We start from the raw sequence: 26,407 nt of genomic DNA on the forward strand, positions 1-26,407 counted from the left end.
TCTAGCGGACTTCGTGGATGCTTGCGTCGCCGCGTCGACGGGGCACCAGGGTCAGCAGACTGGCCTCGGGGTAGCAGGCGAAGCGGGCTGGAGCGTAGGGGCTGGTGCCGAGGCCGGCGGAGACATGGAGGTAGGCGGAGTCGTGGCGGCTCATGCCCTTGACCCGGGCCCGGTCGATGCCGCAGTTGGTGACCAGGGCGCCGTAGAAGGGCACGCAGAGCTGGCCGCCATGGGTGTGGCCGGCGAGCAGCAGCTGGTAGCCGTCGGCGGCGAAGCGGGTCATGTTGCGGGGCTCCGGCGAGTGCATCACCCCCAGCCGCAGGTCGGCCTCGGCCGGGGCGGGGCCGGCGATCAGGTCGTAGCGGTCGCGGTTGATGTGGGAGTCGTGGATGCCACCCACCGCCATGTCAAGATCACCGACCTTGACCCGGGCGGTGGTGTTGTTCATGTCGAGCCAGCCCTCGGCGGCCATGGCGGTGCCCAGCTCCTCCCAGGGAAGCGTGGGGATCTTCTGGCCGTAGTCGGCCTTGGAGGTGCGCCAGAGATAACGCAGCGGGTTCTTCGGCCTCGGCTCGTACATGTCGTTGGAGCCGTAGACGAACAGTCCCGGACGCGACAGCAGGGGTTCCAGGGCATGCATCAGGGGCGTGATCGCGTCGGGGTGCGCGATGGAGTCGCCGGTGTTGACCACCAGGTCGGGGTGGAGGGCTCCGAGTGAGCGGACCCAGTCGATGAGCATCCGCCTGCCGGGGGTGAGGTGCAGGTCGGACAGGTGCAGGATGCGTACCGGACGTTGCCCCGGCTCCAGAACGGGCACGTCGAAGCGGCGCAGCCGGAACGCGTTGCGCTCGACGATCGAGGCGTACGCGAGGCCGGCCAGGCCGACACCGAACAGGGACAGGGGCACCGCAGCTGCTTTCCTCACCTTCTCATCATGCCCGAGATCGGCCCTGCGGACGGAAACTCTGGATACAGCGGGGCTGGTGAGGCGGCAAGATGGACCGCATGAGCGCATTGAAGGACAAGCTGAAGGCCGATCTCACGGCCTCCATGAAGAGCAGGGACGAGATCCGCACCCGCACGATTCGCATGGCCCTCGCGGCCGTGAACGTCGAGGAGGTCTCGGGTAAGGCGGCGCGCGAGCTCAGCGACGACGAGGTCGTCAAGGTGCTCACCAAGGAGGCCAAGAAGCGCCGCGAGGCGGCCGAGGCGTTCAGCGGTGCCGGCCGGACGGAGCAGGCGCAGGCGGAGATCGACGAGCAGGCCGTGCTGGAGGCGTACCTGCCCGCCCAGCTCTCCGACGAGGAGCTCGCCGTCCTCGTGGACGAGGCGGTCGCCGAGAGCGGTGCCTCCGGGCCGCAGGCCATGGGCCAGGTCATGAAGATCGTGAACCCGAAGGTCGCCGGGCGCGCCGAGGGTGGTCGCGTCGCACAGGCCGTACGGGCGCGCCTCGCGTCCTCCTGACCCGAGAGGTCATGGCGGCGCCCTCCAGGTAAGGCGAGAGCCCTCCTCACCGGACCTTCGAAGGGGTCGGGCGAGGAGGGCTCCGGTGTCCCACAGGACAAGGGCCTAGGGGATGACCGGAGGGATCGTGATGCCGCCGTTGACCTCCCGGCCGCCGCCGCCGTCCGGCGAGGGCGGGCGGTCGCCGCCGCCGCCACGCCGGTCACCGCCGCCACGCCGATCGCCGCCGCCGCCCCGGTCGGACTTCGGCGGCGGCTTGGGCGCGCACCGGTTGCCGGTGCAGCCGCCGAAGCGCTCCATGTTCACCGGGGTGAAGGAGGTCGGAGAGACTCCCTTGAGCGCGTTGATCATGGAGTTCTTCCAGATCGGGCCGGCGATCGAGGCGCCGTACACGTAGCCGTAGTAGCGCCCGCCGATGGTCACGCCGATCAGGTCGTGCCCGAAGGCGCCGCGCGGGTCGCCGACGCTCACCGCGGAGGCGAGATCAGGGGTGAACCCGGCGAACCAGGCGGCGGTGTAGGCGTCGGTGGTTCCGGTCTTGCCCGCCGCGTCGCGGCCGATGCCGCCGACCTGGCTCATCGTGCCCTTGGTGAAGACCCCGGACATGATGTGGGTGGCCGCGTCGGTGACCTCCTCGTCCAGGACCTGCTTGCACTTGGGCTTGTACGACGTCTTCTTGCCCTCGCGGTCGGTGCTCTCGGTGATCACCATCGGCCTGCAGTAGGTGCCGCGGGCGGCGATCGCCGCGTAGGCGGCGGAGACGGTCACCGGGTCCATCTCGTTGATGCCGAGCGTGAAGGTCTCGAACTCCTTCAGCGGGTTGCCGTCGGCGCGCTGGATGCCCAGGCTCTTGGCCATCTTCACCGTCTCGCAGAGGCCGACCTCCTGCTCCAGGCGCATGAAGAAGGTGTTCACCGAGCCCAGGGTGCCGGTGGTCAGGGTGTTGAAACCGCCGGGGCCCTCACTGGAGTTGGTGACGGTGTGGCTGGGCTCGCCGACCGCGTTGCCCTTGCAGTCGCGGAACGCGCTGTGGCTGGGGGCCTGGTAGCCGGTGCCGGTGTTGAAGCCGTCGTTCAGCTTCAAGCCCTTGTCGAGGGCCGTCAGCAGGGTGAAGGGCTTGAACGTGGAGCCGGCCTGGAAGCCCGCTCCGCCACCGTGCAGCCGGTCGCCGACCAGGTTGTAGCTGATCTCGTTCTTCTTCTTGTTCCCGCCGAACTTCCGGCTGGCGGCCATCGCCTTGATGGCGCCGGTGCCGGGGACGACCATCGCCTGCGAGGCGACAGGCTTGTCGCTGGTGTGGACGAACTGCTTGATCGCCTTCTCCGAGGCCTTCTGCGCCTTCGGGTCGAGCGTCGTCTTGATCGTCAGGCCGCCCCGCTGGAGCAGCCTCTCCCGCTGCTTGCGGGTCTTGCCGAAGTCCTCGTTGGAGGCGATCTCCTGCTGGACGTAGATGCAGAAGTAGGGGTAGTCGCTCACCTCGCAGCCGCCGGGGGCCGCGATGTTCTTGAAACCGAGCTTCTTCTTCTTGGCCTCTTCCGCTTCCTGCGTTGTGATCTTGCCGAGCTCGGCCATCCGGCTCAGCACGATGTTGCGCCGCTCCAGCAGCCGGGCTCGGGCGGCCTTTCCGGCGCTCGGGTCGGTAACGCTCGGGTTCTGCACGGATCCGGCCAGGGTGGCCGCCTCCCACAGGTTCAGCTTGGAGGCGGGCTTGTCGAAGAAGCGCCTGGACGCGGCCTGGATGCCGTAGGCTCCCGCACCGTAGTAGGAGATGTTCAGGTAGCGCTCAAGGATCTCCGACTTGGTGTACTTCTCCTCGACCGCCAGTGCGTAGCGCAGCTCGTTGAGCTTTCTGGGGAACGTCGGCGCGATCGCGGCGTCCTGCTCCTCCTTGGTCTCCGCGGCGTTGAGCAGCACGAGCTTGACGTACTGCTGCGTGATGGAGGAGCCACCCTGGACGACCCCGCCGCCTGAGACGTTCCGCACCGCCGCGCGGAAGGTGCCTTCCATGTCGATCGCCCCGTGCTCGTAGAACCTGGTGTCCTCGATCGCCACGATCGCCGTCTTCATGACGTCGGCGACCTGGTCGAGCTTCACCGACTCGCGGTTCTCGAAGTAGAACTGGGCGAACTGCTTGCCGTCCGCATCGAGCAGGGTGGTCTTCTCCGCCAGCGGAGGTTCCTTGAGTTCCTCGGGGAGAAGACGCAGCTCGTTCGTCGCCGCGTTCACGGTCATCCCCGCGCCGCCCACCGCCGGAAGCGCCACCGCGGCGACGAGCACACCTGTGACAGCCGCCGCACCGAGCAGCTTCAGCACATTGCCGACCGCCGACCCCTGATCTTTGCCTTGAGCTTGCACGAGTCCCAGGGTACGTCGGACGGATAACCCAAACGGTAACGGAACACTGTTTTGCCATGACTTCGTGCTGTATCGCAGGTGGGTGACTAGTCATTCCCGGCCAGATGGCCGTGGATGACCATGTGAGAATTTGGTCCCGCCGGGGTCTGTCGGCCCGAACGTCTGGTTGCGTACGGTCTCTTTCTGCAGCAATTGAATACCGAGGCCCGACGCCCGCGCCCGTCGGCCCAAGTCACGACTGACCACCTAAGGGGAGTGGGGTCGAATGTGGATCACGGATTGGACCTCCCGTGCGGCCTGTAAGGGTGCGGATCCTGACGCTTTGTTCGTTCAGGGTGCTGCCCAGAACCGAGCAAAGCTGATCTGCCGAGGATGCCCGGTCCGGACCGAGTGCCTCGCCGATGCGCTGGACAATCGCATCGAGTTCGGGGTGTGGGGCGGGATGACCGAGCGCGAACGCCGAGCGCTGTTGCGTCGGCGGCCGGATGTCGACTCCTGGCGGGACCTGCTGGAGTTGGCCAAAGAAGAATATGAGCGGACGAATGAGCTGATCGCCGGCTGAGTTCGCGCCGATCCCGTACGGCTGGCGCCGAGCGCCAGCCGTACACGTATGTCACGGGTCGGCGAACGTGCGCTCCGGGGTTCGGCAGGCCGCCGTGACGACTACTGGGCGGCCAGCAGGTCGCCCACCTCGCGCAGCCCTTCCAGGTCGTGCACGTCCTGCGACATGGCGGGGACTCGCGCGACGGGCACCGTGGGGTGGGCGGAGATGAAGTGCTCCTGCTCGCGTTGCTCGCGAGCGGCCAGCTGCATCCGGTCCGCGTGCAGCCGCAGTACGGCGGAGGTGAGCTCGTGCTCGCCGCGAGCCTCCAGGTCTTCGGCGGCGGCGGTGCTCCGCGCTCCGGACAGCACGGCCGCGGGCGAGCGGTGCACCCGGTTGACCACGAGGCCCGCCAGGGGCATGCGTTCCTCGGCCAGCCGCTCCACGAAGTAGGACGCCTCGCGTATCGCGTCGCGCTCGGGCGAGGCCACCACGAGGAACGCCGTTCCGGGGGCTTGCAGGAGCCGGTAGGTCTGGTCGGCCCGCGCCCTGAAACCGCCGAAGACGGCGTCCAGCGCGGACACGAATGTCTGCAGGTCCTTGAGCACCTGCGCGCCCAGCAGCTTGGTCAGCGCTCCGGCGACGATGCCGAAACCCGCGTTGAGCAGTTTGAACGCGCTCCGCCCGCCGGCCTTGGCGGGGGCCATGAGCAGCCGGATGAGCCGGCCGTCAAGGAAGCGACCGAGTCGCTCGGGGGCGTCCAGGAAGTCGAGCGCGGAGCGGGACGGAGGGGTGTCGACGATGATCAGATCCCAGTCGTCCGACCGCCGGAGCTGGCCCAGCTTCTCCATGGCCATGTATTCCTGCGTGCCGGCGAAGCTGGACGAGAGGGACTGGTAGAAGGGGTTCGTCAGGATCTGGCGAGCTCGCTCGGGGTCGGCGTGCGCCTCGATGATCTCGTCGAAGGTCCGCTTCATGTCGAGCATCATGGCGTGCAGCCGGCCCTCGCCCTCGACGCCCACGACGAGCCTGGGGGTGTTGTCGAGTTCGGTGAGCCCCATCGACTGCGCCAGCCGCCGCGCGGGGTCGACCGTGAGCACCACGGCGGAGCGGCCGCGTTCGGCCGCGCGCAGCCCCAGGGCCGCGGCGGTGGTGGTCTTCCCGACGCCGCCGGAACCACAGCAGACGATGATCCGCGTGTGCGGGTCGTCGATGATCGCGTCGAGGTCGAGGACCGGAGGGGTCTTCACGCTGCTCCTTGGGTGCGGATCGATTCCGCCAGCTCGTACAGTCCGGACAGATCCACCCCGTCGGCCAGTAGCGGCAGCTCGTAGCGGGGGCGTGCGGCCCCCTCCAGCGCCAGCCTCTCGTCCCGTTCCAGCTCGGTGCGGCGGGCGTGCTCGGTGATCTCCTCGGTCAGGGCCTCGGCCACCGTGACCGCGGCGGAGCCGCCATCGGTGAGTCCCGCGGCCTTGAGGCCGAGCGCCAGCTCCGCCGGGTCGAACCGGCTCTCGGCGGCGGCCTCCAGGACGGAGTCGGGCAGTAGCGACTCGCGGACCATGTTGATGAAGATCCCCCCGGGCGGGAGCCCGGCGGCGCGGAGCTCGGCCAGGCCGTCCAGGGTCTCCTGGACCGGCATCTCCTCCAGGAGCGTGACGAAGTGCACGGCGGTCTCCGGAGAGGAGACGACGCCGTTCACCAGATCGGCATGGTTCTTGATCGGGCCGACCCTGGCCAGCCCCGCGACCTCGTTGGTGACGTTGAGGAAGCGCACGATCCTGCCGGTCGGCGGCGCGTCCAGCACGACCGCGTCGTAGACCCGTCGGCCGTCCTTGCCCTTGCGCCGGACGGCCTCGCTCGTCTTGCCGGTGACCAGGACGTCGCGGAAGCCGGGGGCGATGGTGGTGGCGAAGTCGATGATGCCGATCTTGGTGAGTGCCCGGCCGGCCCTGCGCATGCCGTAGAACATCTCGAGGTATTCGAGCATCGCCTCCTCGGGGTCGATGGCCAGCGCGTAGACATCCCCGCCGTCGGGTGCGACGGCGATCTTGCGCTCCTCGTAGGGCAGCGGCGGCAGGTCGAAGACCTGGGAGATCCCCTGGCGGCCCTCGACCTCGACCAGCAGGACCTTGTCGCCGCCCGCCGCGAGGGCGAGCGCGAGTGCGGCGGCCACCGTCGTCTTACCGGTGCCACCCTTGCCGGTGACGACGTGAAGGCGTACGCCGTCCCAATCGGTGTCGCGAGCTCTCACCTTTCGAAGGCTACCCAACGGTTACTTGACAACTCTCCGGCGCCTTCCCCGGTAGGCCGCAAAAGGCGTCGTTGCCCGGCGGGTCTGAGACGGGAGCCGGCGCCTGCTCCGAGAGGGAGGCGGAGAGCCTCTTTCGCCGATCACACTGGTCAGCAAGGCGGTGTGGGCCGGACGGCCCGAAGCCGAACCCGTCCGAAGCCGGAGGCGCGGCCCGGGAAGTCGTGTGTGGCCCTCTCGCTAATCGATCGGCTGCGGAAAGTAAATATGTAGATTCTCACAGCGGACCGCCCTGATCATCGGCCCGCCTCCGGCGGTACCGGGTGGCGGACATGAGCCATGCCGGGCGCTCGCGGCCCCGTAGTGGACGGCTCGCCGGGAGCCGTCTCGCTAATGTGTCCCGCATGACGAAATGGGAGTACTCGACAGTGCCGCTGCTGGTACATGCGACGAAGCAGATTCTCGACAACTGGGGCCAGGACGGCTGGGAGCTCGTCCAGGTCGTGCCGGGGCCCAACCCCGAGCAGCTGGTCGCCTACCTGAAGCGGCCCAAGCAGTGACGGCCGAGGAGAGGTTGGCGGAGCTGGGCCTGACCCTGCCGGAGGTGGTGCCGCCGCTGGCGGCGTACGTCCCGGCGGTGCGTTCCGGTGACCACGTCTACACCTCTGGGCAGCTCCCGGTGGTTGACGGCAAGCTGAAGGCCAGCGGGAAGGTCGGCGCCGAGGTGGGCGTCGAGGACGCCTACGAGCTCGCGAGGATCTGCGCGCTCAACGCCCTCGCCGCGGTCGCGTCTGAGGCCGGAGGACTATCGAACATCGTGCGGATCGTTAAGGTGGTCGGGTTCGTGGCCAGCGCCCCCGGCTTCACCGGCCAGCCGCAGGTCGTCAACGGCGCCAGCGAGCTGCTCACCGCGGTGCTCGGCGACGCGGGCAGGCACGCCAGGAGTGCGGTCGGTGTCGCCGTTCTCCCGCTGGACGCGCCGGTCGAGGTCGAGGTGATCGCCGAGGTCCGCTGAGGTCGGGTGGACACCCCGGCGTCAGCGAGGCCCTGACGGCCGCGAGGGCACACCGACGGCCGGAAGGCGGCGGGAGCCCACCGGGGGCCGTGGAGGGGCCGTGGGGCCCGCCGGGGCCGCCTCCCGGCGCCCCACCCGCCGGGGTGGTGCGCCGGGAAGGACCCCGCGATTGTCCGGGGCGGTGCCGTGCCACATGATGGACCCGGCAACCGAGTCATGTTCTGGCGGAGGGTCTCAAATGGGCGGTATCCCGCTTCCCGGCGAGTTCGGTCAGCGTGCACGCGACATTCTGGCCGGGCGGGTCGCGCCGGTCCCCGCACGAGACGCCGCCACCGTGGTCATCCTCCGCGAGAACGCCGACCAGGTGGAGGTCTACCTGCTGAGGCGCAAGGCGAGCATGGCCTTCGCCGCCGGGGCCTACGTCTTCCCAGGTGGGTCCGTCGACCCGCGCGACACCGACCAGGAGATCACCTGGGCCGGCCCTACGCCCGCGGCCTGGGGTGAGATCTTCCACGCGGACGAGCAGACCGCGCGGGGCCTGGTGTGCGCCGCCGTGCGGGAGACGTTCGAGGAGTCGGGGGTGCTGCTGGCCGGGCCGTCCGCGGAGTCCGTCGTGGCCGACACCACCGGTGACGGCTGGGAGGCCGACCGGCTCGCCCTGATCGACAGGACCCTGTCCTTCGCCGACCTCCTCGGCAGGCGCGGCCTGGTCCTCCGCTCCGACCTGCTCCGCCCCTGGGCCCACTGGATCACTCCCGAGGTCGAGAACAAGCGTTTCGACACCCGCTTCTTCGTCGCCGCGCTCCCGCCGGGCCAGCTCACCCGCGACGTCGGCGGCGAGGCCGACCAGGTGGTCTGGGTCCGGCCCGCCGACGCGCTCGACCAGGGGAGGACGGGCCAGATCTTCCTGATGCCCCCGACCCACCGCACGCTCACCGAGCTGTGCGCCTACGACAAGGTCTCCGAGACGCTGGCGGCCGAGCGTGAGATCGTGACCTTCATGCCCAAGATCGCCGAAGTGGACGGTGAGATGCGCATCGTGCTCGACGACGACTACGAGTTCGGCGGTTCGCGGTGAGCGGGCTGCGGATCCCTCTGGGTGGGCCCGACGGTGCGGGTACGGAGCACGCGCTCAACCTGCTCGCCCCCAACCCCTCCGAGATGACCCTGGACGGTACCAACACGTGGGTGATCGGCCTCGGCGAGGAGGTGCTGGTCGTCGACCCCGGCCCCGATGACGAGGAGCACCTGGCGCGGGTCGCCGGCCATCTGGAGGGCCGCCGGGTCGCCACGATCCTGCTGACTCACGGGCATCACGACCACAGCGGCGGTGCCGCGAGGTTCGCCGGGCTGGTCGGCGCGCCGGTCAGGGCGCTGGACCCCAGGCACCGGCTGGGCGAGGAGGGGCTCGGCGACGGCGACGTGCTCACCGCCGGGGACCTGGAGCTGCACGTGGTGGGCACACCGGGCCACTCGTTCGACTCGCTCTGCTTCTGGTTGCCGCGGGACAGGGCGATCCTCACCGGCGACACCGTGCTCGGCCGCGGCACCACCGTGATCGCCTCGGACGGTGACCTGGCGGACTACCTGCGTTCCCTGGACCTGCTCAGGGCGAAGGCCGAGCAGGTCGGGGCGGAGGCGCTGCTGCCCGGCCACGGTCCGGTGCTCCCCGACCCGATCGGCACGCTCGACGGCTACGTCGCGCACCGGCGGCGGCGGTTGGACCAGATCCGGGAGGCCAGGGCACAGGGGGCGACGACGCCCCGCGAGATCGTCGAGATCGTCTACGCGGAGGTGGACAGGTCCCTCTGGTTCGCCGCCGAGATGTCGGTTCGCGCGCAGCTCGCCTATCTGGACGGCTAGCTCCGCCCCTGGCGGGCCCCGCCGTGATGAGGGCCGGCCGGACAGGGCACGTCAGCGCGAGCGGTTGTGCAGCCGCTCCAGGTCCATGATGACCACGGCCTTGGCCTCGATGCGCAGCCAGCCGCGCTGGGCGAAGTCGGCCAGTGCCTTGTTCACGGTCTCGCGGGAGGCGCCGACCAGCTGGGCCAGCTCCTCCTGGGTGAGGTCGTGGTGGACCCGCACGCCGTCGTCGACCCGCTGGCCGAAACGGTCGGCCAGGTCCAGCAGGGCCTTGGCCACCCGTCCTGGCACGTCTGTGAAGACCAGGTCGGCCAGCACGTCGTTGGTACGGCGAAGGCGCTGGGCCAGGGCGCGCAGCAGGTGAAGGGCGACCTCGGGACGGCCGGTCAGCCAGGGGCGCAGGTCGTCGTGTCCGAGCCCGGCCAGCAGGACGTCGGTCAGCGCTGTGGCGGACGCCGTACGGGGACGGGGGTCGAACAGGGAGAGCTCGCCGAACATCTCACCCGGGCCGAGCACGCTGAGCAGGTTCTCCCGGCCGTCGGGCGCGGTGCGGGAGAGTTTGATCTTGCCTTCGAGCACCACGTAGAGGCGATCCCCGGTCTCGTTCTCGCTGAAAAGGGTCTGTCCCTTGGCGAGGCGCACCTCGGAGATGCTCGTGCGCAGCGCGGCGGCGCTCTCCCGGTCGAGCGCGGCGAACAGAGGGGCCTTGCCCAGCACATCGTCGGAGTTCACAGTGCCTCCCGTTTCACGGCTCACGCAGTCATTGTGACCCATCCCACCGAGCGGCTCTGCGGGGGGCCTTGAGCGTAGGCTGTCGGAGTGCTCCGCAACGTCAGCCCCGGTGGTGAATCTCAGCTCGCTCTGGTACGTCGAGCTCGGCGAATGGACCGAATCCTGGCGGAGGCCTATCCCGACGCCCATTGCGAGCTCGACTTTCGCAATCCTCTCGAGCTGTTGGTCGCGACAATCCTGTCCGCACAGTGCACGGACAAAAGGGTCAATACGGTCACTCCTACCCTTTTTGTGAAATATCCCACAGCAGAAGACTACGCCGGTGCGGACCGGGCCGAGTTGGAGGGGATCATCCGGCCCACCGGGTTCTTCCGGGCCAAGACCAACAGCATCATCGGCATGGCCCAGGGCCTCTGCGAGCGCTTCGGCGGCGAGGTCCCCGGGAGGCTCAAGGACCTGGTGACCCTGCCGGGGGTCGGCCGCAAGACCGCCAACGTGGTGCTCGGCAACGCCTTCGGGGTGCCCGGCATCACCGTCGACACCCACTTCCAGCGGCTCGTCCACCGCTTCCACTGGACCTCGGAGACCGACCCGGTGAAGATCGAGCAGGTCGTCGCCGAGCTCATCCCGAAGCGCGACTGGACGATGATGTCCCACCGCCTGATCTGGCACGGCCGCCGTGTCTGCCACGCCCGCACGCCGGCCTGCGGAGTCTGCCCGCTCGCCGCGCTCTGCCCCTCGTACGGCATCGGCCCCACGGATCCCGTCCAGGCCGTCAAGCTGGTGCGCCCCGGCCCCTTCTCATGATCTTTTCCGTACCGCCGCGGTAAGGCCGCCTCCGGGTCCTGGTGGATCCGCCAACATCCCACCGGTACCGGGAAGCGCAGGGCGGGACGCCGTGTTGCAGAGGACCGGAGGTGTGCCCGTGGAAGAGGTTCCCGGATGGTTGGAAACACTGGCGGAGCGGGTCGCGGGAATGCCGGTGCCCTCGATGTTTCGCCCGCCGGCGTCCGGCGGGCGGTCGGCCGCGGTGCTGCTGCTCTTCGGTGAGGGGCCACTCGGTCCGGACGTGCTGCTCATCCAGCGGAGCTCGAACGGGCGCACACACGCCGGTCAGCCTGCGTTCCCGGGCGGCGGGGTGGACCCGGAGGACGACGGCCCGATCGCCGCGGCGCTGCGCGAGGCCGTTGAGGAGACCGGTCTCGATCCGACGGGTGTCCGGGTGATCGGGACCATGCCCGAGCTGTACGTGAATCGCAGCGACAACCGGGTGACCCCGGTGCTGGCCTGGTGGCACACGCCCTGCGTGGTCCACGCGGCCTCGCCGGACGAAGTGGAGTCGGTGGAGCGGATCCCGATCCGCGAGCTCGTCGATCCGGCGAACCGGATCAGGTTGCGCCATCCGAGCGGTTACTCGGGGCCGGCGTTCCGGGTGCGCGGGCTGCTGGTGTGGGGATTCACCGCGGGAGTGCTCGACACCGTGCTCGGCCGTTCGGGTTTCGAGCTTCCCTGGGATCGTTCACGGATCGAGGACATTCCGCCTGACGTCCTCAACCTCGCGTCCCGTTGACAGGGCCAGACCGAGGCGAGCCCAGTCGGCCACGTCCCCGTCGGGATCGAGGGTCAGCCGTCTCAGCGCGGCCAGGCCCGTCGGGTCGGGGGGGCTGCCCATGATGTTCGGCAGCGCGTAGGCGGCCCCGTACCTGATCCGGGGGTCGGCGTGTTCGGAGAGGGCGATCACCGACGGCAGCGCGCGGCGGTCCCTGAGGTGGCCGAAGGCGATCAACACCGAGTAGAGCACCAGGCGGTCGTCCTCGCTGACGGACAGGGCGCGGAGCACCGGCAGCGTCCGGTCGACGAAGCCGAGTCGTCCCAGGATGTCGACCCCGAGCATCCGCTCGGCCGCGGTCTTTCCCGAGCAGAGTCTCCGGGCCGCGGTGAAGGTCTCCAGATCGCCCCGTTCCTGCAACCGGGTGATCGCGCGCCAGCGGGCCGCACCCTCCTGATCTCGCTCCCGTAGCGCGGTCTCGATGAGAGACGCCACGGTCGCCGCTCCTTCGATCATCGCCATCCGGCCACGATAACCGCAGAGACCTCGCAGAAGGTGTGCACGCGCGGGGCAGAGGCTGGATACCGTAAGGGAGTGAGCGGTGATCTCCTCGACCTCATCCTGATCGCCCTGATGGTGGCCTTCGCGGTGTCGGGATACCGCCAGGGGTTCATCATCGGGGCCCTGAGCTTTGTCGGTTTTGTCGGTGGTGGCCTGCTGGGCATGTTCATCGCCCCGCCCATCGCCGGAGCGGTGGTCGACGGTGAGACCGAGCGGGCGCTGCTGGCGATCGTCATCGTCTTCCTCGCCGCCACGATCGGCCAGTTCGCGTCGTCGACGATCGGCGCGGTGGTCCGCAGCCATGTCACCTGGGAACCCGCCAAGGTCGTCGACGCGGTCGGCGGCACCTTCGCGAGCGCCTTCTCGGTGCTGATCATCGCGTGGCTGATCGGCTCGCTGATCACCTCTTCGCAGTTCACGCTGCTCGGTGAGCAGGTCAGTAAGTCCCTGCTGATCAAAACGGTCGATCAGACGATGCCGAAGCTGGCCAGGGACCTGCAGAAGCCCTTCAGGGACTTCATCGACACCTCCGGTTTTCCCAGGGTGTTCGACGGCATAGCGAGCGGCCAGTTCGTCGAGGTCGCGCCGCCCGACCGGAGTGTGCCGAAGAGCGCGGCGCTCACCCGGGCCCGTCGGGGCATCGTCAAGGTCCAGGGCGTGGCCACCAGCTGCCGCAAGCACATCGAGGGCACCGGGTTCGTCTACGCCCAGGACAAGATCATGACGAACGCGCACGTGGTCGCCGGGGTCGACCAGGACCTTCAGGTCATCGACCATCTCAACAACGTCCACTCGGCCCAGGTCGTGCTCTACAACCCCGACAGGGACATCGCGATCCTGCGCGTCCCCGGCCTGGACCTGCCGATCCTGCGCTTCGACGGCACAGCCAAGAAGGACGACGACGCCATCGTCGCGGGCTTCCCGCACGGCCAGGGTTACACCATGGAACCGGCCCGGATCAGGGACCGGCAGAGGGCTCAGGGCCCCAACATCTACGAGCACAAGACCGTCAACCGGGATGTCTACTGGATCCGCAGCCTGGTCCGGCAGGGCAACTCCGGCGGGCCGCTGCTCACCACCGACGGCAAGGTCTACGGCGTCGTCTTCGCGGCGGCCACCGACCGGGCGGAGACCGGCTTCGTGTTGACCGCCGCCGAAGTGGCGCCGGACGCCGAGGACGGCTCCAAGCTGTCCCACCGGGTGAACACCCAGGAGTGCACCCGGAGCTGATCAGGCCTCGGACGTCCCGTCCGGTGAGGCCCCCGGACTCGCCCCCTTGGGGGGAACCCGGTGCTGGATCAGGTCTCTGATCACGGCGATGGCCGTTTCGGCGTCCAGGTCGTCCAGCCTTCCGACCGCCACGGCCATCTCCTCGTACGGCGTGCCGTACCGGCTGATCCGGTCGGCGCCCCGGGCGAACAGCGTCGCGGCTCCGCCGCGGTTGCCCCGCTGCAGGTGGGTGAGGCCCACACAGATCTGCGCCAGCCCCTGCCACAGCTCGCGCTCCTGGGCGGGGGAGTTCTTCCAGCGGCCTTCCAGCACCTCGTGGGCGTGGAACGGGCGCCCCTCGCCGAGCAACCTGCGAGCCTCAAAGACCGCCTCCTCCGCGCTTGGCGCGTAGTCGTCCGGGATGCGTTCCACGCCCTCCGCGCCGTACGGAAGCGGCCTCCCGAACGCGTCGCGAGGACGCCGGTTGCGCGGCCTTCCATCGGCGTCCCGGTCCCGCCCGTTCATCGGTCGGGCTCCGGATCGGACAGCCAGGCGACGAGTTCGGCGTCGAACTCCTCCGGGCACTCCTCGTGCGGGAAGTGCCCGGCGCCCTCGATCAGCCGCCACCGGTAGGGGGCGGCCACGTAGCGGCCCGAGCCCTGGGCGGTGCGGGGCAGGACGTGCCGGTCGAACGCGCCGTGCACCTGCAGAGTCGGTACGTTGATCTGGGCGCGCATGGTCCTCGCGTAGCGCCACCCGTCCGGGCGGAGCTGGGAGCGGCCGAACCAGCGGTGGTACTCCAGCGCGCAGTGCGAGACGTTGGGGATGCGGAACGCGTCGCGGTAGGTCTGCGTCACCTCCTCCTGCGGCCAGCCGGGGGCCGACCACTTCTCCAGCAACCGCCCCACCATGGCGCCGGAGTCGGCGGTCAGGCGCCGCTCGGGGAGCAGCGGCAGCTGGAATCCCAGCGCGTAGCGAGCCGCCCTGAACTGGCCGAACGGCTCGGTGAACAGCGCGGTGCGGAGCCGGCGGGGATGCGGCGCGGAGACGGTGACCAGCCGCAGGACCGCCTTCGGGTCCTTCACGGCCATGGTCCAGGCGAGCAGCCCGCCCCAGTCGTGGCCGACGACGATCGCGGAGCTCTCGCCCAGTGCCCTGACCAGCCCGGCCGCGTCGGCGGCCAGGGTGTACAGGTCATAGCCACGTGGTGGCTTGTCACTGGCACCGTAGCCACGCAGATCGACGGCGACGGCGCGGTAGCCCGCTGCCGGAAGCGAGACAAGTTGGTTGCGCCAGCTCCACCAGAACTGCGGGAATCCGTGGAGCAGCAGTACGAGGGGGCCCGTACCGGCCTCCACGACGTGGAAGCGGGTGCCTCCGGCATGGACCGAGTGGTGGGTCCACGGACCTTCCAACCTGACCATGGACTCGTCGGGTCTGCTCACTGGCCCGGTCTCACCGGATCGCGATGGCTGCCCACCTGACCGGCCGTGACCGGAGCGGTGGGAACGGCGCCGGCCTCGGCTCCGCTCTTGATGGTCTTGAGCGAGTGCAGGGTCCGCCGCATTCCGGTCAGGCCCTTGAGCCGCCGGATGCCGACGAAGACCAGCAGCCCGGCCACGATCAGGTAGAACACGGTGACGATCAGGAAGGCGAGCCAGGTCCACAGGCCCGCGGCGACCAGGCCGTAGGCGATCGCGAACGAGGCGAGGATCAGGCACAGGTGGGCCATGAACGCCGCGGCGCCGAAGAGACCCGCCGCCACGCCGACCCGTTTGGCGTCGAACCTGAGCTCTGCCTTGGCCAACTCGATCTCGGCACGGACCAGTGTGGATATGTGGTCACTGGCCGCGGCGACCAGTGCGCCCAGCGACTCCTCCTGTGGCTCCGCGGGCGGGATATGTGTCATGGACGGTCTCCTATCAAGGGCCTCTGTCGAACATCATGCTGCGCCCTGAGGCGGTCGTGCACGCACACCTGCCGCGGGATCGTCACCGGAGCCGGTGTCGCGAGCACAACTGTGGTAATCGCGCATGTGTCATCGAATATCTGCGTCGTCAAGACTTCAGACTTTAGTCCGGCCGTACCGGGTTGGTGAGGTCCCGGCCGTCCGGTGGCGGGAATCCGCGCCGCCGGGTGTGCCTTCGAAGCGGTGGGACGCGGAGGTCGGGTAGGATCTCCGGCTGGTTTTCCGCCCGCAGCCTTTGATCAGGGTTTTCGGTTCCGGTGCCGGACGACGACACCGGTGGGGAGGTTGTCACGGCCGGGGGCTACCCCGGCGGCGGGTCGGCGAACATCGCGGCGGTGACGGGGAGCCGGACCCGGGTGGGCCAGGGGTCCTGGCCCACCCGGGTCCTCCGGTTCGCTCAGTCCTCGCTCTTGGCGCTGGGCAGTTTCTCCGAGATGAGATTCATCACCGTGCTGTCGGCCAGGGTGGTGACGTCGCCGATGCTGCGGTTCTCCGCCACGTCGCGCAGTAGACGCCGCATGATCTTGCCGGAGCGGGTCTTGGGCAGCTCGGGCACCACCAGGATCTGGCGGGGCTTCGCGATCGGGCCCAGTGTCCTGGACACGTGGGCACGGAGTTCGGCGGCGATATCCGCACCTTCCTCGGCATTGCCGCGCAGGATCACGAACGACACGATGGCCTGCCCGGTCACCGGGTCGGTCGCTCCGACCACGGCCGCCTCCGCGACCTTCGGGTGGGAGACCAGTGCCGACTCGACCTCGGTGGTGGAGATGTTGTGCCCGGAGACGAGCATGACGTCGTCCACCCGGCCGAGCAGCCAGATGTCGCCGTCCTGGTCCCTCTTGGCACCGTCGCCCGCGAAGTACATGCCCTCGAAGCGGGACCAGTAGGTGTCGATGTAGCGCTGGTCGTCGCCCCAGATCGTGCGGAGCATCGACGGCCACGGGTCGCGGATCGCGAGGTAGCCGCCACCGCCGTTGCCGACGCTCCGGCCCTGGTCGTCGACCACGTCGGCGGTGATGCCCGGCAGCGGGCGCATGGCCGCGCCGGGCTTGCCCTCGGTGACGCCGGGCAGCGGGCTGATCATGATGGCGCCGGTCTCGGTCTGCCACCAGGTGTCGACGACCGGGGTGCGGTTGCCGCCGATGTGCTCGCGGTACCAGACGTACGCCTCGGGGTTGATCGGCTCGCCGACGCTGCCCAGGATCCGCAGAGATGACATGTCGTACTTGGCGGGGATGTCGTCGCCCCACTTCATGAACGTGCGGATGGCCGTCGGGGCGGTGTAGAGCAGCGTGACCCCGTACTTCTGCACGATCTCCCAGAACCGGCCGCGGTGCGGGGTGTCCGGAGTGCCCTCGTAGATGACGCTGGTCGCGCCGTTGGCCAGCGGGCCGTACACGATGTAGGAGTGGCCGGTCACCCAGCCGATGTCGGCGGTGCACCAGTAGACGTCGGTGGCGGGCTTGAGGTCGAAGACCGCGTCGTGGGTGTACGCGGCCTGGGTGAGGTAGCCGCCGGTGGTGTGCAGGATGCCCTTGGGCCTACCGGTCGTGCCGCTGGTGTAGAGGATGTAGAGCGGGTCCTCGGCGTCGTTCGGCAGCGCCTCGTGGACGTCGGACTGCCGGTCCACCACATCGTGCCACCAGACGTCCTTGTCGGTCTGGTCGACCTCCTGGCCGGTCCGTCTCACGACCAGGACGTGCTCGATGCCGGGGCACTCCGCGACCGCCTCGTCCACGGTCGGCTTGAGCGCGCTGGGCGCGCCGCGGCGGTAGCCGCCGTCGGCGGTGACCACGATCTTGGCGTCCGCGTCCTTGATCCGGCCGCTGAGCGCGGTGGAGGAGAACCCGCCGAACACGACCGAGTGGATCGCTCCGATCCGGGCACAGGCCAGCATCGTGATCGGCAGCTCGGGGATCATCGGCATGTAGATCGCGACCCGGTCACCCTTGCCGACGCCCAGCTCGGAGAGCGCGTTGGCGGCCTTGGAGACCTCGCGCCGCAGGTCGGCGTAGGTGAGCGTGCGGCTGTCGCCCTCGGGCTCGCCCTCCCAGTAATAGGCGACCTTGTCACCGTGACCGGCCTCCACGTGGCGGTCGACGCAGTTGTAGGCGATGTTGAGCTCGCCGCCCACGAACCACTTGGCGAAGGGCGGGTTCCACTCAAGGGTGCTGTCCCAGCGCTTTGACCAGGTCAGGCGGTCGGCCTGCTTCTCCCAGAAGGCGAGGCGGTCCTGCTCGGCCTCCGTATAGGCGTCGGCGGTCACGTTCGCGGCCGCGGCCAGGCCTGCGGGAGGTGCGAACCGCCTGGTCTCGTTCAGCAGGTTCGACAGCGTCTCCTGGGTCTCACGAGACTCGGAACCAGGGGTCTCCGGGGCCACTACGCACTCCTCACGTACTGCTATCGACTGGTCGTGTCCCACTTCACCAGGCCACCGGTGCTCCCCACAAGAGGTCTAGACAGGTCTGTACCAATCGGTGACAAGGCCTCATATGCCTTCAAAATGCTTGATTTTGCGGGAACGACCACTCTGGAAATGTTGTGTTTTCGACACCGTAAGAAGGTAGACGGCGTTATTCAACGCGTATTGACACGGCGCTGCGCCGGACGGTGGCATGCGCTCGGCGAACGGTTCCGCGGCTGTTTTCCGAGCCGCCGGAGGTTACCCCGCAGCCTGGTCGAGGTCTCGCCGAGCGGCCCCGATAGGGTCGGGCAGCGTGAGCGACCCATTGGCTGTCATCGCAGGAATGCCCGGAGTGTCCGAGGCGGTCACCGATGCGCGCAAGGCCGTCGACCGGCTTTACGGGCACCGAGTACTGCGGCGTAAGAGCCCGGAGGTGTCGGCCAGGTCCGCCCTGCGCGGCGCTCGTGCGTCAGCCGCACTGGAGGGCGTGGACATCCCGCTCGATGTCATCCCCGAGGCCACCGACCCGGTGGTACAGGGCGCGCTGCGCGTCTCGGCCGAGCTGGGGCGGCTCGGCTCGACCTGGCGTACGGCGCCCCGCCAGGTGCTGGCCAGGCTGCACACGCTCGCCGCCTCCGGGCTCACCAAGGACCTCGGCCGCCCCAGGGCCACGCCCGAGGCGTCCGATCCGCTCGGTATTGGCGCCGCGCCCGAACCGCAGGAGGCGGTGGCGCGGGTGGACGGTCTCGTCCAACTGGTGACGGCCTCCTCGAAGGCGCCGGCGCTGGTGCTCGCCGCCGTCGTGCACGCGGAGCTGGCGGTGCTGCGCCCCTTCGGGACGGCGGACGGGCTGGTCGCGCGGGCGGCGGAGCGGCTGACGCTGGTGGAGTTCGGCCTGGACCCGAAATCGCTGGTGGCCGTCGAGGTGGGTCACCTCGAACTCGGCCCGGCCTACGGGGAGGGACTGCGGTCGTACCTGAGCGGTACCCCCGAGGGCGTCGCGGCGTGGGTGCGACACTGCGCGACGGCGGTCACCCTGGGCGTGCGCGAGGCCACGGCGATCTGCGAGGCCATGCAGCGGGGCTGATCCCGATCTCGACAGGGAACGCTGTCCGCGCATGCTGGATCACTTACGGTCATCGATTACGGACACCCGCCCACACGAGCCGACGGCGCCCCTGGTAGGGGCGCCGTCGTCGGCACGTTCCTACCGGGTTACCAAGCGTGCACCTGATAATCGTTGAAACGGGACAAGCCCGCTTCAACGCGCCTCCCGCGGCTGACGGCGCGTGGGTACCCAGCGGTCGTGCCCGGACACATGGTCCGTGCAACCTTTGTACGTCCGATCCGCGCTGATGGGAACCCCTAGGGGCAAAACCTTTGCGGATCGAGGGACATTAATCAGCAAACCCACTCGTATGCCATCGCGCGTCGCGCGAGGCCGCCCGATGCCGTCCGCGCGGGCGGGGCCGGGCTCCGATGATGATCACTTAACGTAGTCGCGGTTCGCTCGTGCGAGGAGCGTGCCCGGATCGGGCGGTATCCGGAGACTGGATCGTTACATTAAAAAACTAGTGGAAATTGAGGATTACTCCTCGACGAAACTTGAGTTGATCGGGCAGCATGAGTTGGTATCTCCCCAAACCGGAGTAACTGCGCACAGGTTGCACCACAATCCTTTGCCATGCTCTGGTCGGCCGTTGAAGCTTTCTTCTGAAACGGGACCGGCTCTACCCCCCCAGAGCCGGACCGGTCGGCGACCCCCGTCCTCCCCCCGACGGGGGTCGCCTCTTTTCCCAGCGGTCACTCCCGCCGCGGTGGAAGGCTTCGTAGGCTCTCGGTGCGGTGCGTCGACGTGTGAACGTGTGAGGCAGGCCCGCTGAGGTGTTCGTCTCTGCCCGCCTGCCCGAGGTCTGCCGTGCTCGTACGGCTTCTTTCGGGGGGCTGGTTGTCCACAGGCCGGGTCACCTCGGAGCCGGTCTTCCACAGGATGGCGTTCGGTACCTCGGGGATGGGGAGCCATCGCGGAGGGTGGGGTCCCCGCATCCCAGGAGGCATCAGTGGACCGCCCGCTGGTCATCACCGAAGACCGTGATCTGCTCGACGACCTGCTCCGCATCGCCGCCGCGGCCGGAGCCGAGCTTGACGTCGCCCACGCGCCCGCGCACGCCCGGCCCTACTGGAACCGTGCTCCGCTGGTCGTCGTCGGTGACGACATGGCAGGCGCGCTGGCCTCGACCGGACCGCCACCTCGCCCCCGTGTTCTCCTGGTCACCCGCACCTGCGACGACCCCGACACATGGCGCAGGTGCGTCGCGGTCGGCGCTCAGGCCGTGCTGGAACTGCCCGCTGCGGAGCGCCGGCTGGTCGACGAGTTCGCAGACGTCGTCGAGCCACCCGCCACGCCGGGATTCGTGGTCTGCGTCGCGGGCGGGCGCGGCGGAGCCGGGGCCAGCGTGCTGGCGGGCTCGCTGGCGCTGGCCGCGTCCCGCCGGCGCATCCGCACCCTCCTGATCGACGCCGACCCGCTTGGCGGAGGCCTGGATCTCCTTCTCGGCCAGGAGGAGTCCGACGGAGCGCGCTGGTCGGACCTGGTCGCCCGTGAGGGCAGGGTCAGCTGCACGGCGCTCCAGGCGGCCCTGCCGACCTTCGCGGGGCTGACGCTGCTCTCCTTCAGCCGGGGCGAGGTCGAGCCGATCCCGGCCGAGGCGATGCGCTCGGTCCTCGAAGCGGGGCGCAGGGGCTTCGAGCTGGTGGTCGTCGACCTGCCGCGCCACCTCGACCAGGCCGCGGTGGAGGCGCTCGGCCGGGCCGGCACCACCCTCCTGGTCGTCACCGCCGACGTGCGCGGCGTGCTCGCCGCGGCACAGGTGCTGGCCTCCCTGCGCGAGCACACCGGTGAGGTACGGGCCGTGGTGCGCAGCGGGGTCCTGACCGACGAGGTGGTGACGGGCTCGCTCGGCGTCCCGCACGGCGGTAGCCTCCCCGATCAGCCTCGCCTCGCCGCCGCCCTTGATCGGGGGGACGTTCCCCCACTCGGCCGTCGCACCTCTCTCGGACGGTTCTGTGCCGCTTTCCTGCACGAGCGGCTCGGAGCGGACAGGTGAAACGGGTCGAGGGCGCGCCGACGGTCTCGCCGGAGCTGGTGGAGGCGGTCCGGGTACGGCTGGCCAGGACGGGAGTCGAGCCCAGCGCCGCGCACGTCGCGGTGGCGCTGCGAGCCGAACGGGCGATGCTCGGCGACGCGGAGATTCTGGCGGTGGCCCGGGTCCTGTGCGCCGATCTCATCGGAGCGGGTCCGCTGGAGCCGTTGCTGGCCGAGGCACAGGTCACCGATGTGCTGGTGAACGGCCCACGCGAGGTGTGGGTCGACGACGGGCACGGGCTGCGCCTGACCTCGGTCGTCTTCCCCGGCGAAGACGCGCTCCGGCGGCTCGCGCAGCGGCTCGCCTCCGCCGCGGGCAGGCGCCTCGACGACGCCTGCCCCTATGTCGACGCCCGCCTGGCGGGAGGTGTCCGGCTGCACGCCGTCCTGCCGCCCGTGGCGCCCAACGGCACCTGCCTGTCCTTACGGCTCCCGCCCCGGCGCACCCTCACCCTTCACGATCTGGTCGAGGCGGGCGCGATCGGGGCGGAAAGCGTCGCCGTTCTCACCGCGATGATCGAGTCGAGGGTCGCCTTCCTGGTCACCGGCGGTACGGGGACCGGCAAGACGACCATGTTGTCGGCCCTGCTCTCCCTGGCGGACCCCGGTGAAAGGCTGCTGCTGGTCGAGGACTCCGCCGAGCTGAGACCACTGCATCCCCATGTCGTCCGCCTGGAGGCGCGCCCGGCCAACCTGGAGGGCGCCGGTGGCGTCGGCCTGCGCGACCTCGTCCGTCAGGCCCTGCGGATGCGTCCCGATCGTCTCGTCGTCGGCGAGGTGAGGGGGTCGGAAGTAGTCGATCTTCTAAATGCTTTGAACACCGGTCACGAGGGAGGCTGCGGCACCCTGCACGCCAACACCGCGACCGATGTGCCGCCCCGCCTGGAGGCGCTGGCATGCGCGGCGGGTCTCAGCAGGGAGGCGGTCCACAGCCAGCTCGCCGCGGCCCTGGACGTCGTCATCCACCTCGCTCGCGACCATGCCGACGGGCGCCGCCGGGTCGCCGAGATCTGCATGATGATCCGCCGCCCTTCGGGACTGGTGGAGGCCGAACCGGCCCTCACCTTCGCTCCGGACGGCCGGATGAGTCCCGGCCCCGGTCTACCCGCCCTCGCGGCCCGAGCGCCCGGTATCCCCGCCTCGCCGACTCCCCGCCGCAGGCCCTACCTGTCGCCCCGCCCGCCGCGGTCGTACGGGCCGTCCGAGGCACCGGTCACCTCCTCCCGGGATACCTCGGCCTCCGAGGCTCTCGGCGGCCCGGGGCCGGACGTCCGGGATCCCGCGCGTCCACGGGAGGTCTCTCCTGACGCCTCGGGTTCCGGTGACCCCGCACCCCCGTTTCGCCGGAAGACGCGGCTGGACGTTCCCGGCCGTCCCAGTCCTGGCGAGCCGACGTCACGAACGGCCTCAAGGACGATGTCACGGCCGACGTCATGACGGCGGCCGCCCTGGTTCTGGTCACCCTGGCGGCATGGTTGTGGACGGGCGCGGATTCCGGCACCGCCCGCCTGGGCCGCCTACGCCGTCACGGCCCGGTCGCCTCGTCCTCTTTGCGTGAGCGGTTCGCCGCTCACTCGCGGCCCTCCCGGCGCGCGGTGGCCTGGCGGGTCGCGTCGATCGAGCTCTGTCAGGGTCTCGCCGCCGAACTGGCGGCGGGACGGACGGCCGGTGACGCGCTGGCGCGGGCCGTGCGGGCAGCCGGGTTTCCCGATCCCGAGGCGCTGCGCCCGCTGGTCGCGGCCGCGAGGGACGGTGGCGACGTACCCGCCGCTTTACTGGCCGTGGCGCCGGAGCAGGGAGGCGAGGCATTGCGGGCACTGGCCGCCTGCTGGAAGGTGAGCGTGACAGCGGGGGCGGGTCTGGCCGTCCTTGTCGATCGTGTCGCCGCCTCCCTGAGAGAGGCCCAGAGCCATCGCCAGGACATCGCCGCCCAACTCGCCGGCCCTCGCGCCACGGCCCGTCTGCTGTCAGGTCTGCCCGTCCTCGGCCTGCTGATGGCGGCCGGCCTCGGCATGCGCCCACTGCACTTCCTGTTCGGCGGTCCGGCGGGCGTCGGCTGTCTGGTCGTCGGTCTCGCACTCGACGCCTGTGGCCTGTGGTGGACCCATCGCCTGGTCGTCCGGGCCCAGCGGGGCTGACGTCTTCGTGGCCCGGATCGCGAGAAGGAGAGAAAATGATCACTCTGCTTGCCGTGGTGCTCACCGGAATCGCCGTCCGGCTCTGGATCGCCCGGCGTGAACCCGCCGACCGGCTTTGCCGCGCACGGTGCTCGGCACACCCGGCCGGGTTCCCGAAGGTACGGCCAGAGGCTGAAGCACCCACGTTTTTCCCGGCCACGAGGATGGAGGGACGGCGGCGGCCGAGCCGGGGTGAGATCGCGGCGGCCCTCGCCGTGGGGCTGGCGGCGTTCCTGGCCGTGGGAGGTCCGCCGGGAGCGGTCGTCGGGGCGGCAGGTTCCGGGATCGCGCTGGCGGTGCTGCGGCGGCGAGAGCCACCCGAACTGCGCGAGGAACACCGGCGGTTGACGGCGGATCTGCCGCTGGCGGTCGATCTTATGGTCGCCTGCCTGCGCGCGGGCCAGCCGATCACCGGAGCCGTCGACGTCACGGCGGAGGCGATCGGGGGACCACTGGGCGAGAGACTGGCCTGGGTGAGCGGCCAGCTGAGACTGGGAGCCGCACCGGAGAGCGCCTGGCAGGCCCTGGCCTCCGAGCGCTCGCTCGCCCCGTTGGCCCGTGCCATGAGCCGGGCCGCGTTGAGTGGCGCACCGGTGGCCGATGTCCTCACCCGGCTCTCCGACGACTTCCGCCGTGCCGTCCGCGCCGCATCGTCGGCGGCCGCCCAACGGGTCGGCGTCCAGGTGGTCGCTCCCCTGGGGCTCTGTTTCCTGCCCGCGTTCGTCTTCCTGGGCATCATCCCCGTCGTGGCCGGCCTCGCCGGCGAGGTGCTCCTTCCCTGACGACCGTCACCACGATCACGGCCGACCAACCGCTCGGCCCCCGTCCGTGCCGGGGTGGCGGCCTGCCGGAGCGTCTGTACAGGTGGCGCAGGCTGTTTTCGGTTCGGGGAACTGGGGTGCGGTTTGGATACCGGGCGTTGCGGAACACGGCCCCGGTTCTCCGAAGGGGGACGGGGCCTGTTTCGTGTCTCTAGGGCCGCATAGCCCTGTTGCGTCGAGAAGTGGGGTCTTGGTCGAGGTAATGGCCGGGGCCGTGCCGAATGACATCGGTGAGTCGCTCGGTCAGCAGCGGGTGAAGCTGCTCCAGGGCCTGCGGCGGAGCGCTCAGGCACCAGGCGTCGACCTCGCGGGCATCCACGGTGATTGTTTCCAGGTCCTCGGCTCGTAGTAGGCGGGTGGAGAAGACGAACGCGATCCGGTCGTGGCGGTCGCCGCTGCTGGCGGGGATCCACGCGACGGTCAAGAGCCGCTCGGCATGCAAGCCCTGTACGCCAGTCTCCTCGACAGCTTCACGGTGCGCGGCGGTGGCCGGGCTCTCACCGCGCCGGATCCGCCCGCCGGGCAGCTGCCAGCGGGTGTGGTCGCGGGCAGTACGCAACAGGAGCCACCGGCCCGCCTCGTCGAGCACGAGAAGGTGGGCGGTGACCGCGCGCCGTACGGTTCGGCCGAGGTCATTTCCGGGTGGCGGTGATCAGGTTACGGGCGCCCTGGTGGAGCAGGTCAGCGGCGACGCGCGCTCCAAGCGTGGCCGGGTCGGCATGCTCTCCCCAGGCGTGGGAGCGGACGAACGCGCTGCCGTCACGGTTGAACACCATGCCGAACAGGCTCATTTTCCCGTCGGCGGTGGTGCAGGCATGTCCGGCGATCGGGGAGTTGCAGTGGCCACGCAGCATATGCAGCATGGTGCGCTCAGCGAGGACGTGCCGGGCGGTGGGCACGTGGTTGAACTCGTCCAGCAGTCGCATGACCGGCCCGTCGGACTGGCGGGCCTGGATACCGATGACGCCCGCACCTACGGGCGGCACCATGGACACGCCTTCGCCTGTGGTGTGGAACTCCAGGGGCAGGATCTCATGGTGGCGATCCAGCAGGCCGAGACGGCTCAGGCTGGTGCGGGCCAGGATCAGCGCGGCGTACTTGCCGTCCTCGTCGAGCTTGGTCAGGCGGGTGTCGACGTTGCCGCGGATGCGTTCGGTGCGCAGGTCGGGCCGGTGGATGCTGAGCTGTGCGCGACGCCGCACGGAGCTGGTGCCGATCAGGGAACCGGCGGGCAGGTCGGCCAGGGCAACGCCGTCGCGGGTGACGACGACGTCGTGGACGTCGTCCCGTTCCAGGTAGGCGCCGAACGCGGTGCCCTCGGCCAGAGGCACATCGCCGGGGACGTCTTTGACGCAGTGGACGGCGATGTCGATCCGGCCTCCGGTCAAGGCGCTGTCGATTTCCTTGCTGAAGGCTCCCTTGCCGCCGATCTCGGCCAGGTCGCCGGGCCACAGGTCGGCAGTGACCTGCGTCGGCACGATCTCGATCGGGATCTCGGGCGCGAACTTGGTGATCATCTCGGCGACATGGCCGGCCTGGATCTTGGCCAGGGTGGAGGTGCGGGTGCCGATCCGGAGCGGGGTGTCGGCGAATCGGTTGAGGAACACATCGGTCATGGGATTGAGACTCTCTCGGGTGAACGAAGTAGGGGTTACAGAGTGTGATGAGGTGAAGATGTGCTGAAGATAGAGGCCACGACTACGTCCGGCCCCGCGAACGGCCCTCTGGTTACGCGCCGCCCGCGGGGAGTAGGGGCGCGGCGGCACGGGAGGTTGGTCGCCGTGCCGCCGCGCTGCTCAGGGTGAGGCGGGTTCGGTGTAGTGCTTCCCGAGTCGTCCGGCGATTCGGTGCGCGGCCCGGGGAAGGTCCTCGGCCGGTGCCTGGTCGGCGGGTTCCTCCATGAAGGAGGCGCCCCAGCAGAAGACCGTGCCCGCCTGGTCGGTCCACACGATCAGCTCCGCGCTGATCACCAGGCAGAGTCGGCCTTGGTCGTAGGAGATGGTCGGGTAAATGCGGTGGGCATGGAGCTCGGTGCGCAGGTGCTTGAGGGCGGCGACGGCGCCGGGGTGCCACCCGGTGGCGTTCGGCCGTTCGCCCGCCGGGGTGTCAGGGTGAGGGATCACGGCTGGCTCCCCTCCGGCGGTGAGGGGGTAGAGCGAGATGTATGGGTCCCAGGGTTGCGGAGAGTGGCGGGGCCGGACGGCTGGCCGTGTCGGGTGTGGGTGGTGTGGGAGCGGGTGATGTGGTCCGCCGGAGGTCGAGTTCTGTCTGTTGCATGAGGTCCCACAGGGCGGTGGCGCTGTTCGCGTAGACGATGTGGCATTCGTTGGGGTCGGTGCACTGCCAGGCTT

At 69.8% G+C, this 26,407-nt stretch carries 25 protein-coding genes and 2 pseudogenes; 14 read left to right on the forward strand and 13 right to left on the reverse strand.

What is annotated here, in order from left to right:
* Position 1: 1 nt before the first annotated feature.
* Positions 2-925, reverse strand: coding sequence for a metallophosphoesterase (locus tag IG98_RS0138280; protein WP_030924161.1), 924 nt, complete (start codon positions 923-925; stop codon positions 2-4).
* 80 nt (positions 926-1,005) lie between these two features.
* Between IG98_RS0138280 and IG98_RS0138285 the strand changes: the two genes are divergently transcribed.
* The gene (locus IG98_RS0138285) at positions 1,006-1,464 is read left to right on the forward strand and encodes a GatB/YqeY domain-containing protein (protein WP_030924164.1); all 459 of its coding nucleotides are present in this window, start codon (positions 1,006-1,008) and stop codon (positions 1,462-1,464) included.
* 105 nt (positions 1,465-1,569) lie between these two features.
* Here the strand turns inward: IG98_RS0138285 and IG98_RS0138290 are convergent, their stop codons facing one another.
* Entirely contained in the window at positions 1,570-3,819 is a 2,250-nt protein-coding gene (locus tag IG98_RS0138290) for a transglycosylase domain-containing protein (RefSeq protein ID WP_084195968.1), read from the reverse strand.
* A gap of 265 nt (positions 3,820-4,084) precedes the next feature.
* Between IG98_RS0138290 and IG98_RS0138295 the strand changes: the two genes are divergently transcribed.
* A complete protein-coding gene (locus IG98_RS0138295) occupies positions 4,085-4,381 on the forward strand; it encodes a WhiB family transcriptional regulator (RefSeq protein WP_012887233.1) in 297 nt (98 codons plus the stop codon).
* 101 nt (positions 4,382-4,482) lie between these two features.
* On the opposite strand, the gene bagB is transcribed toward IG98_RS0138295, so the two are convergent.
* Both bagB and bagA read right to left on the reverse strand, forming a co-directional pair.
* On the reverse strand, positions 4,483-5,610 hold the full coding sequence (bagB, locus tag IG98_RS0138300; protein WP_030924170.1) for an ATPase BagB: 1,128 nt from the start codon (positions 5,608-5,610) through the stop codon (positions 4,483-4,485).
* Positions 5,607-6,611 (reverse strand): ATPase BagA, encoded by a 1,005-nt coding sequence (gene bagA / locus IG98_RS0138305; protein WP_030924173.1) that lies wholly within the window; start codon positions 6,609-6,611, stop codon positions 5,607-5,609. Before bagA ends, bagB begins: the two co-directional genes overlap by 4 nt.
* A gap of 401 nt (positions 6,612-7,012) precedes the next feature.
* Between bagA and sp36 the strand changes: the two genes are divergently transcribed.
* From sp36 to IG98_RS0138325, 4 genes are all read left to right on the forward strand, one after another.
* Complete coding sequence (sp36, locus tag IG98_RS52865) at positions 7,013-7,168, forward strand: Sp36 family protein (protein ID WP_012887236.1); 156 nt, start codon at positions 7,013-7,015, stop codon at positions 7,166-7,168.
* Complete coding sequence (locus tag IG98_RS0138315; RefSeq protein ID WP_030924176.1) at positions 7,165-7,623, forward strand: RidA family protein; 459 nt, start codon at positions 7,165-7,167, stop codon at positions 7,621-7,623. The genes sp36 and IG98_RS0138315 overlap by 4 nt, the downstream gene beginning before the upstream one ends.
* 238 nt (positions 7,624-7,861) lie before the next feature.
* Positions 7,862-8,701 carry an NUDIX hydrolase gene (locus IG98_RS0138320; RefSeq protein WP_037972423.1) on the forward strand — a complete coding sequence of 280 codons (840 nt, stop codon included), beginning with the start codon at positions 7,862-7,864 and terminating at the stop codon, positions 8,699-8,701.
* The gene (locus IG98_RS0138325) at positions 8,698-9,486 is read left to right on the forward strand and encodes an MBL fold metallo-hydrolase (RefSeq protein WP_030924180.1); all 789 of its coding nucleotides are present in this window, start codon (positions 8,698-8,700) and stop codon (positions 9,484-9,486) included. The genes IG98_RS0138320 and IG98_RS0138325 overlap by 4 nt, the downstream gene beginning before the upstream one ends.
* Positions 9,487-9,537: 51 nt before the next feature.
* On the opposite strand, the gene IG98_RS0138330 is transcribed toward IG98_RS0138325, so the two are convergent.
* Positions 9,538-10,218, reverse strand: coding sequence for a Crp/Fnr family transcriptional regulator (locus tag IG98_RS0138330; RefSeq protein ID WP_030924182.1), 681 nt, complete (start codon positions 10,216-10,218; stop codon positions 9,538-9,540).
* 87 nt (positions 10,219-10,305) lie between these two features.
* Here IG98_RS0138330 and nth point away from each other — a divergent pair, with 87 nt between their 5' ends.
* Complete coding sequence (nth, locus tag IG98_RS0138335) at positions 10,306-11,025, forward strand: endonuclease III (RefSeq protein WP_030924185.1); 720 nt, start codon at positions 10,306-10,308, stop codon at positions 11,023-11,025.
* Between the two features lie 118 nt (positions 11,026-11,143).
* A complete protein-coding gene (locus tag IG98_RS0138340) occupies positions 11,144-11,788 on the forward strand; it encodes an NUDIX domain-containing protein (RefSeq protein WP_030924188.1) in 645 nt (214 codons plus the stop codon).
* Here IG98_RS0138340 and IG98_RS0138345 read toward each other — a convergent pair.
* Positions 11,738-12,289 carry a HEAT repeat domain-containing protein gene (locus IG98_RS0138345; protein ID WP_030924192.1) on the reverse strand — a complete coding sequence of 184 codons (552 nt, stop codon included), beginning with the start codon at positions 12,287-12,289 and terminating at the stop codon, positions 11,738-11,740. The genes IG98_RS0138340 and IG98_RS0138345 overlap by 51 nt on opposite strands.
* 72 nt (positions 12,290-12,361) lie before the next feature.
* On the opposite strand from IG98_RS0138345, the gene IG98_RS0138350 reads away from it, so the two are divergent.
* The gene (locus IG98_RS0138350) at positions 12,362-13,558 is read left to right on the forward strand and encodes a MarP family serine protease (RefSeq protein ID WP_030924194.1); all 1,197 of its coding nucleotides are present in this window, start codon (positions 12,362-12,364) and stop codon (positions 13,556-13,558) included.
* On the opposite strand, the gene IG98_RS0138355 is transcribed toward IG98_RS0138350, so the two are convergent.
* The 4 genes from IG98_RS0138355 to acs form a co-directional block, all read right to left on the reverse strand.
* Positions 13,559-14,062: a DUF309 domain-containing protein gene (locus tag IG98_RS0138355; protein ID WP_030924197.1), complete on the reverse strand. Its 504-nt coding sequence runs from the start codon at positions 14,060-14,062 to the stop codon at positions 13,559-13,561.
* The gene (locus tag IG98_RS0138360; protein ID WP_030924200.1) at positions 14,059-14,982 is read right to left on the reverse strand and encodes an alpha/beta fold hydrolase; all 924 of its coding nucleotides are present in this window, start codon (positions 14,980-14,982) and stop codon (positions 14,059-14,061) included. The genes IG98_RS0138355 and IG98_RS0138360 overlap by 4 nt, the downstream gene beginning before the upstream one ends.
* Entirely contained in the window at positions 14,979-15,446 is a 468-nt protein-coding gene (locus tag IG98_RS0138365) for a phage holin family protein (protein WP_030924203.1), read from the reverse strand. Before IG98_RS0138365 ends, IG98_RS0138360 begins: the two co-directional genes overlap by 4 nt.
* A 457-nt stretch (positions 15,447-15,903) precedes the next feature.
* Positions 15,904-17,889 (reverse strand): acetate--CoA ligase, encoded by a 1,986-nt coding sequence (gene acs, locus IG98_RS0138370; RefSeq protein WP_051753480.1) that lies wholly within the window; start codon positions 17,887-17,889, stop codon positions 15,904-15,906.
* Between the two features lie 337 nt (positions 17,890-18,226).
* On the opposite strand from acs, the gene IG98_RS0138375 reads away from it, so the two are divergent.
* From IG98_RS0138375 to IG98_RS0138395, 5 genes and pseudogenes are all read left to right on the forward strand, one after another.
* Entirely contained in the window at positions 18,227-19,000 is a 774-nt protein-coding gene (locus IG98_RS0138375; RefSeq protein ID WP_030924209.1) for a Fic family protein, read from the forward strand.
* A gap of 973 nt (positions 19,001-19,973) precedes the next feature.
* Positions 19,974-21,020 carry a septum site-determining protein Ssd gene (ssd, locus tag IG98_RS0138380; protein WP_037972429.1) on the forward strand — a complete coding sequence of 349 codons (1,047 nt, stop codon included), beginning with the start codon at positions 19,974-19,976 and terminating at the stop codon, positions 21,018-21,020.
* Positions 21,017-22,180, forward strand: a pseudogene (locus tag IG98_RS0138385) (TadA family conjugal transfer-associated ATPase); the annotation flags it as partial. The gene ssd and the pseudogene IG98_RS0138385, both read left to right, overlap by 4 nt.
* Positions 22,181-22,491: 311 nt before the next feature.
* Positions 22,492-23,196: a type II secretion system F family protein gene (locus IG98_RS0138390; protein ID WP_030924216.1), complete on the forward strand. Its 705-nt coding sequence runs from the start codon at positions 22,492-22,494 to the stop codon at positions 23,194-23,196.
* Between the two features lie 35 nt (positions 23,197-23,231).
* Positions 23,232-24,017: a type II secretion system F family protein gene (locus tag IG98_RS0138395; protein ID WP_084195970.1), complete on the forward strand. Its 786-nt coding sequence runs from the start codon at positions 23,232-23,234 to the stop codon at positions 24,015-24,017.
* Positions 24,018-24,207: 190 nt separating this feature from the next.
* On the opposite strand, the pseudogene IG98_RS0138400 reads toward IG98_RS0138395, so the two are convergent.
* The 3 genes and pseudogenes from IG98_RS0138400 to IG98_RS0138410 form a co-directional block, all read right to left on the reverse strand.
* Positions 24,208-24,657 (reverse strand): annotated as a pseudogene (locus IG98_RS0138400) (NUDIX domain-containing protein); the annotation flags it as partial.
* 31 nt (positions 24,658-24,688) lie between these two features.
* The gene (gene hemC, locus IG98_RS0138405) at positions 24,689-25,672 is read right to left on the reverse strand and encodes a hydroxymethylbilane synthase (RefSeq protein WP_051753482.1); all 984 of its coding nucleotides are present in this window, start codon (positions 25,670-25,672) and stop codon (positions 24,689-24,691) included.
* Between the two features lie 180 nt (positions 25,673-25,852).
* Positions 25,853-26,179, reverse strand: a complete 327-nt coding sequence (locus tag IG98_RS0138410) for a hypothetical protein (RefSeq protein WP_030924228.1) — start codon at positions 26,177-26,179, stop codon at positions 25,853-25,855.
* Positions 26,180-26,407 lie beyond the last annotated feature (228 nt).

Origin of the sequence: Streptosporangium amethystogenes (assembly GCF_000721075.1) — a bacterium.
In the GTDB taxonomy this organism is placed as follows: Bacteria; Actinomycetota; Actinomycetes; order Streptosporangiales; family Streptosporangiaceae; genus Streptosporangium; species Streptosporangium amethystogenes.

Excerpts from the sequence above, each read along its gene's own strand:
- hemC (WP_051753482.1), bottom strand. The coding sequence starts at position 25,672 with ATGACCGATGTGTTCCTCAACCGATTCGCCGACACCCCGCTCCGGATC.
- IG98_RS0138285 (WP_030924164.1), top strand. The coding sequence starts at position 1,006 with ATGAGCGCATTGAAGGACAAGCTGAAGGCCGATCTCACGGCCTCCATG.
- IG98_RS0138320 (WP_037972423.1), top strand. The coding sequence starts at position 7,862 with ATGGGCGGTATCCCGCTTCCCGGCGAGTTCGGTCAGCGTGCACGCGAC.
- IG98_RS0138395 (WP_084195970.1), top strand. The coding sequence starts at position 23,232 with ATGATCACTCTGCTTGCCGTGGTGCTCACCGGAATCGCCGTCCGGCTC.
- IG98_RS0138345 (WP_030924192.1), bottom strand. The coding sequence starts at position 12,289 with ATGGCGATGATCGAAGGAGCGGCGACCGTGGCGTCTCTCATCGAGACC.
- IG98_RS0138365 (WP_030924203.1), bottom strand. The coding sequence starts at position 15,446 with ATGACACATATCCCGCCCGCGGAGCCACAGGAGGAGTCGCTGGGCGCA.
- IG98_RS0138295 (WP_012887233.1), top strand. The coding sequence starts at position 4,085 with ATGTGGATCACGGATTGGACCTCCCGTGCGGCCTGTAAGGGTGCGGAT.
- IG98_RS0138390 (WP_030924216.1), top strand. The coding sequence starts at position 22,492 with ATGACGGCGGCCGCCCTGGTTCTGGTCACCCTGGCGGCATGGTTGTGG.
- sp36 (WP_012887236.1), top strand. The coding sequence starts at position 7,013 with ATGACGAAATGGGAGTACTCGACAGTGCCGCTGCTGGTACATGCGACG.
- IG98_RS0138355 (WP_030924197.1), bottom strand. The coding sequence starts at position 14,062 with ATGAACGGGCGGGACCGGGACGCCGATGGAAGGCCGCGCAACCGGCGT.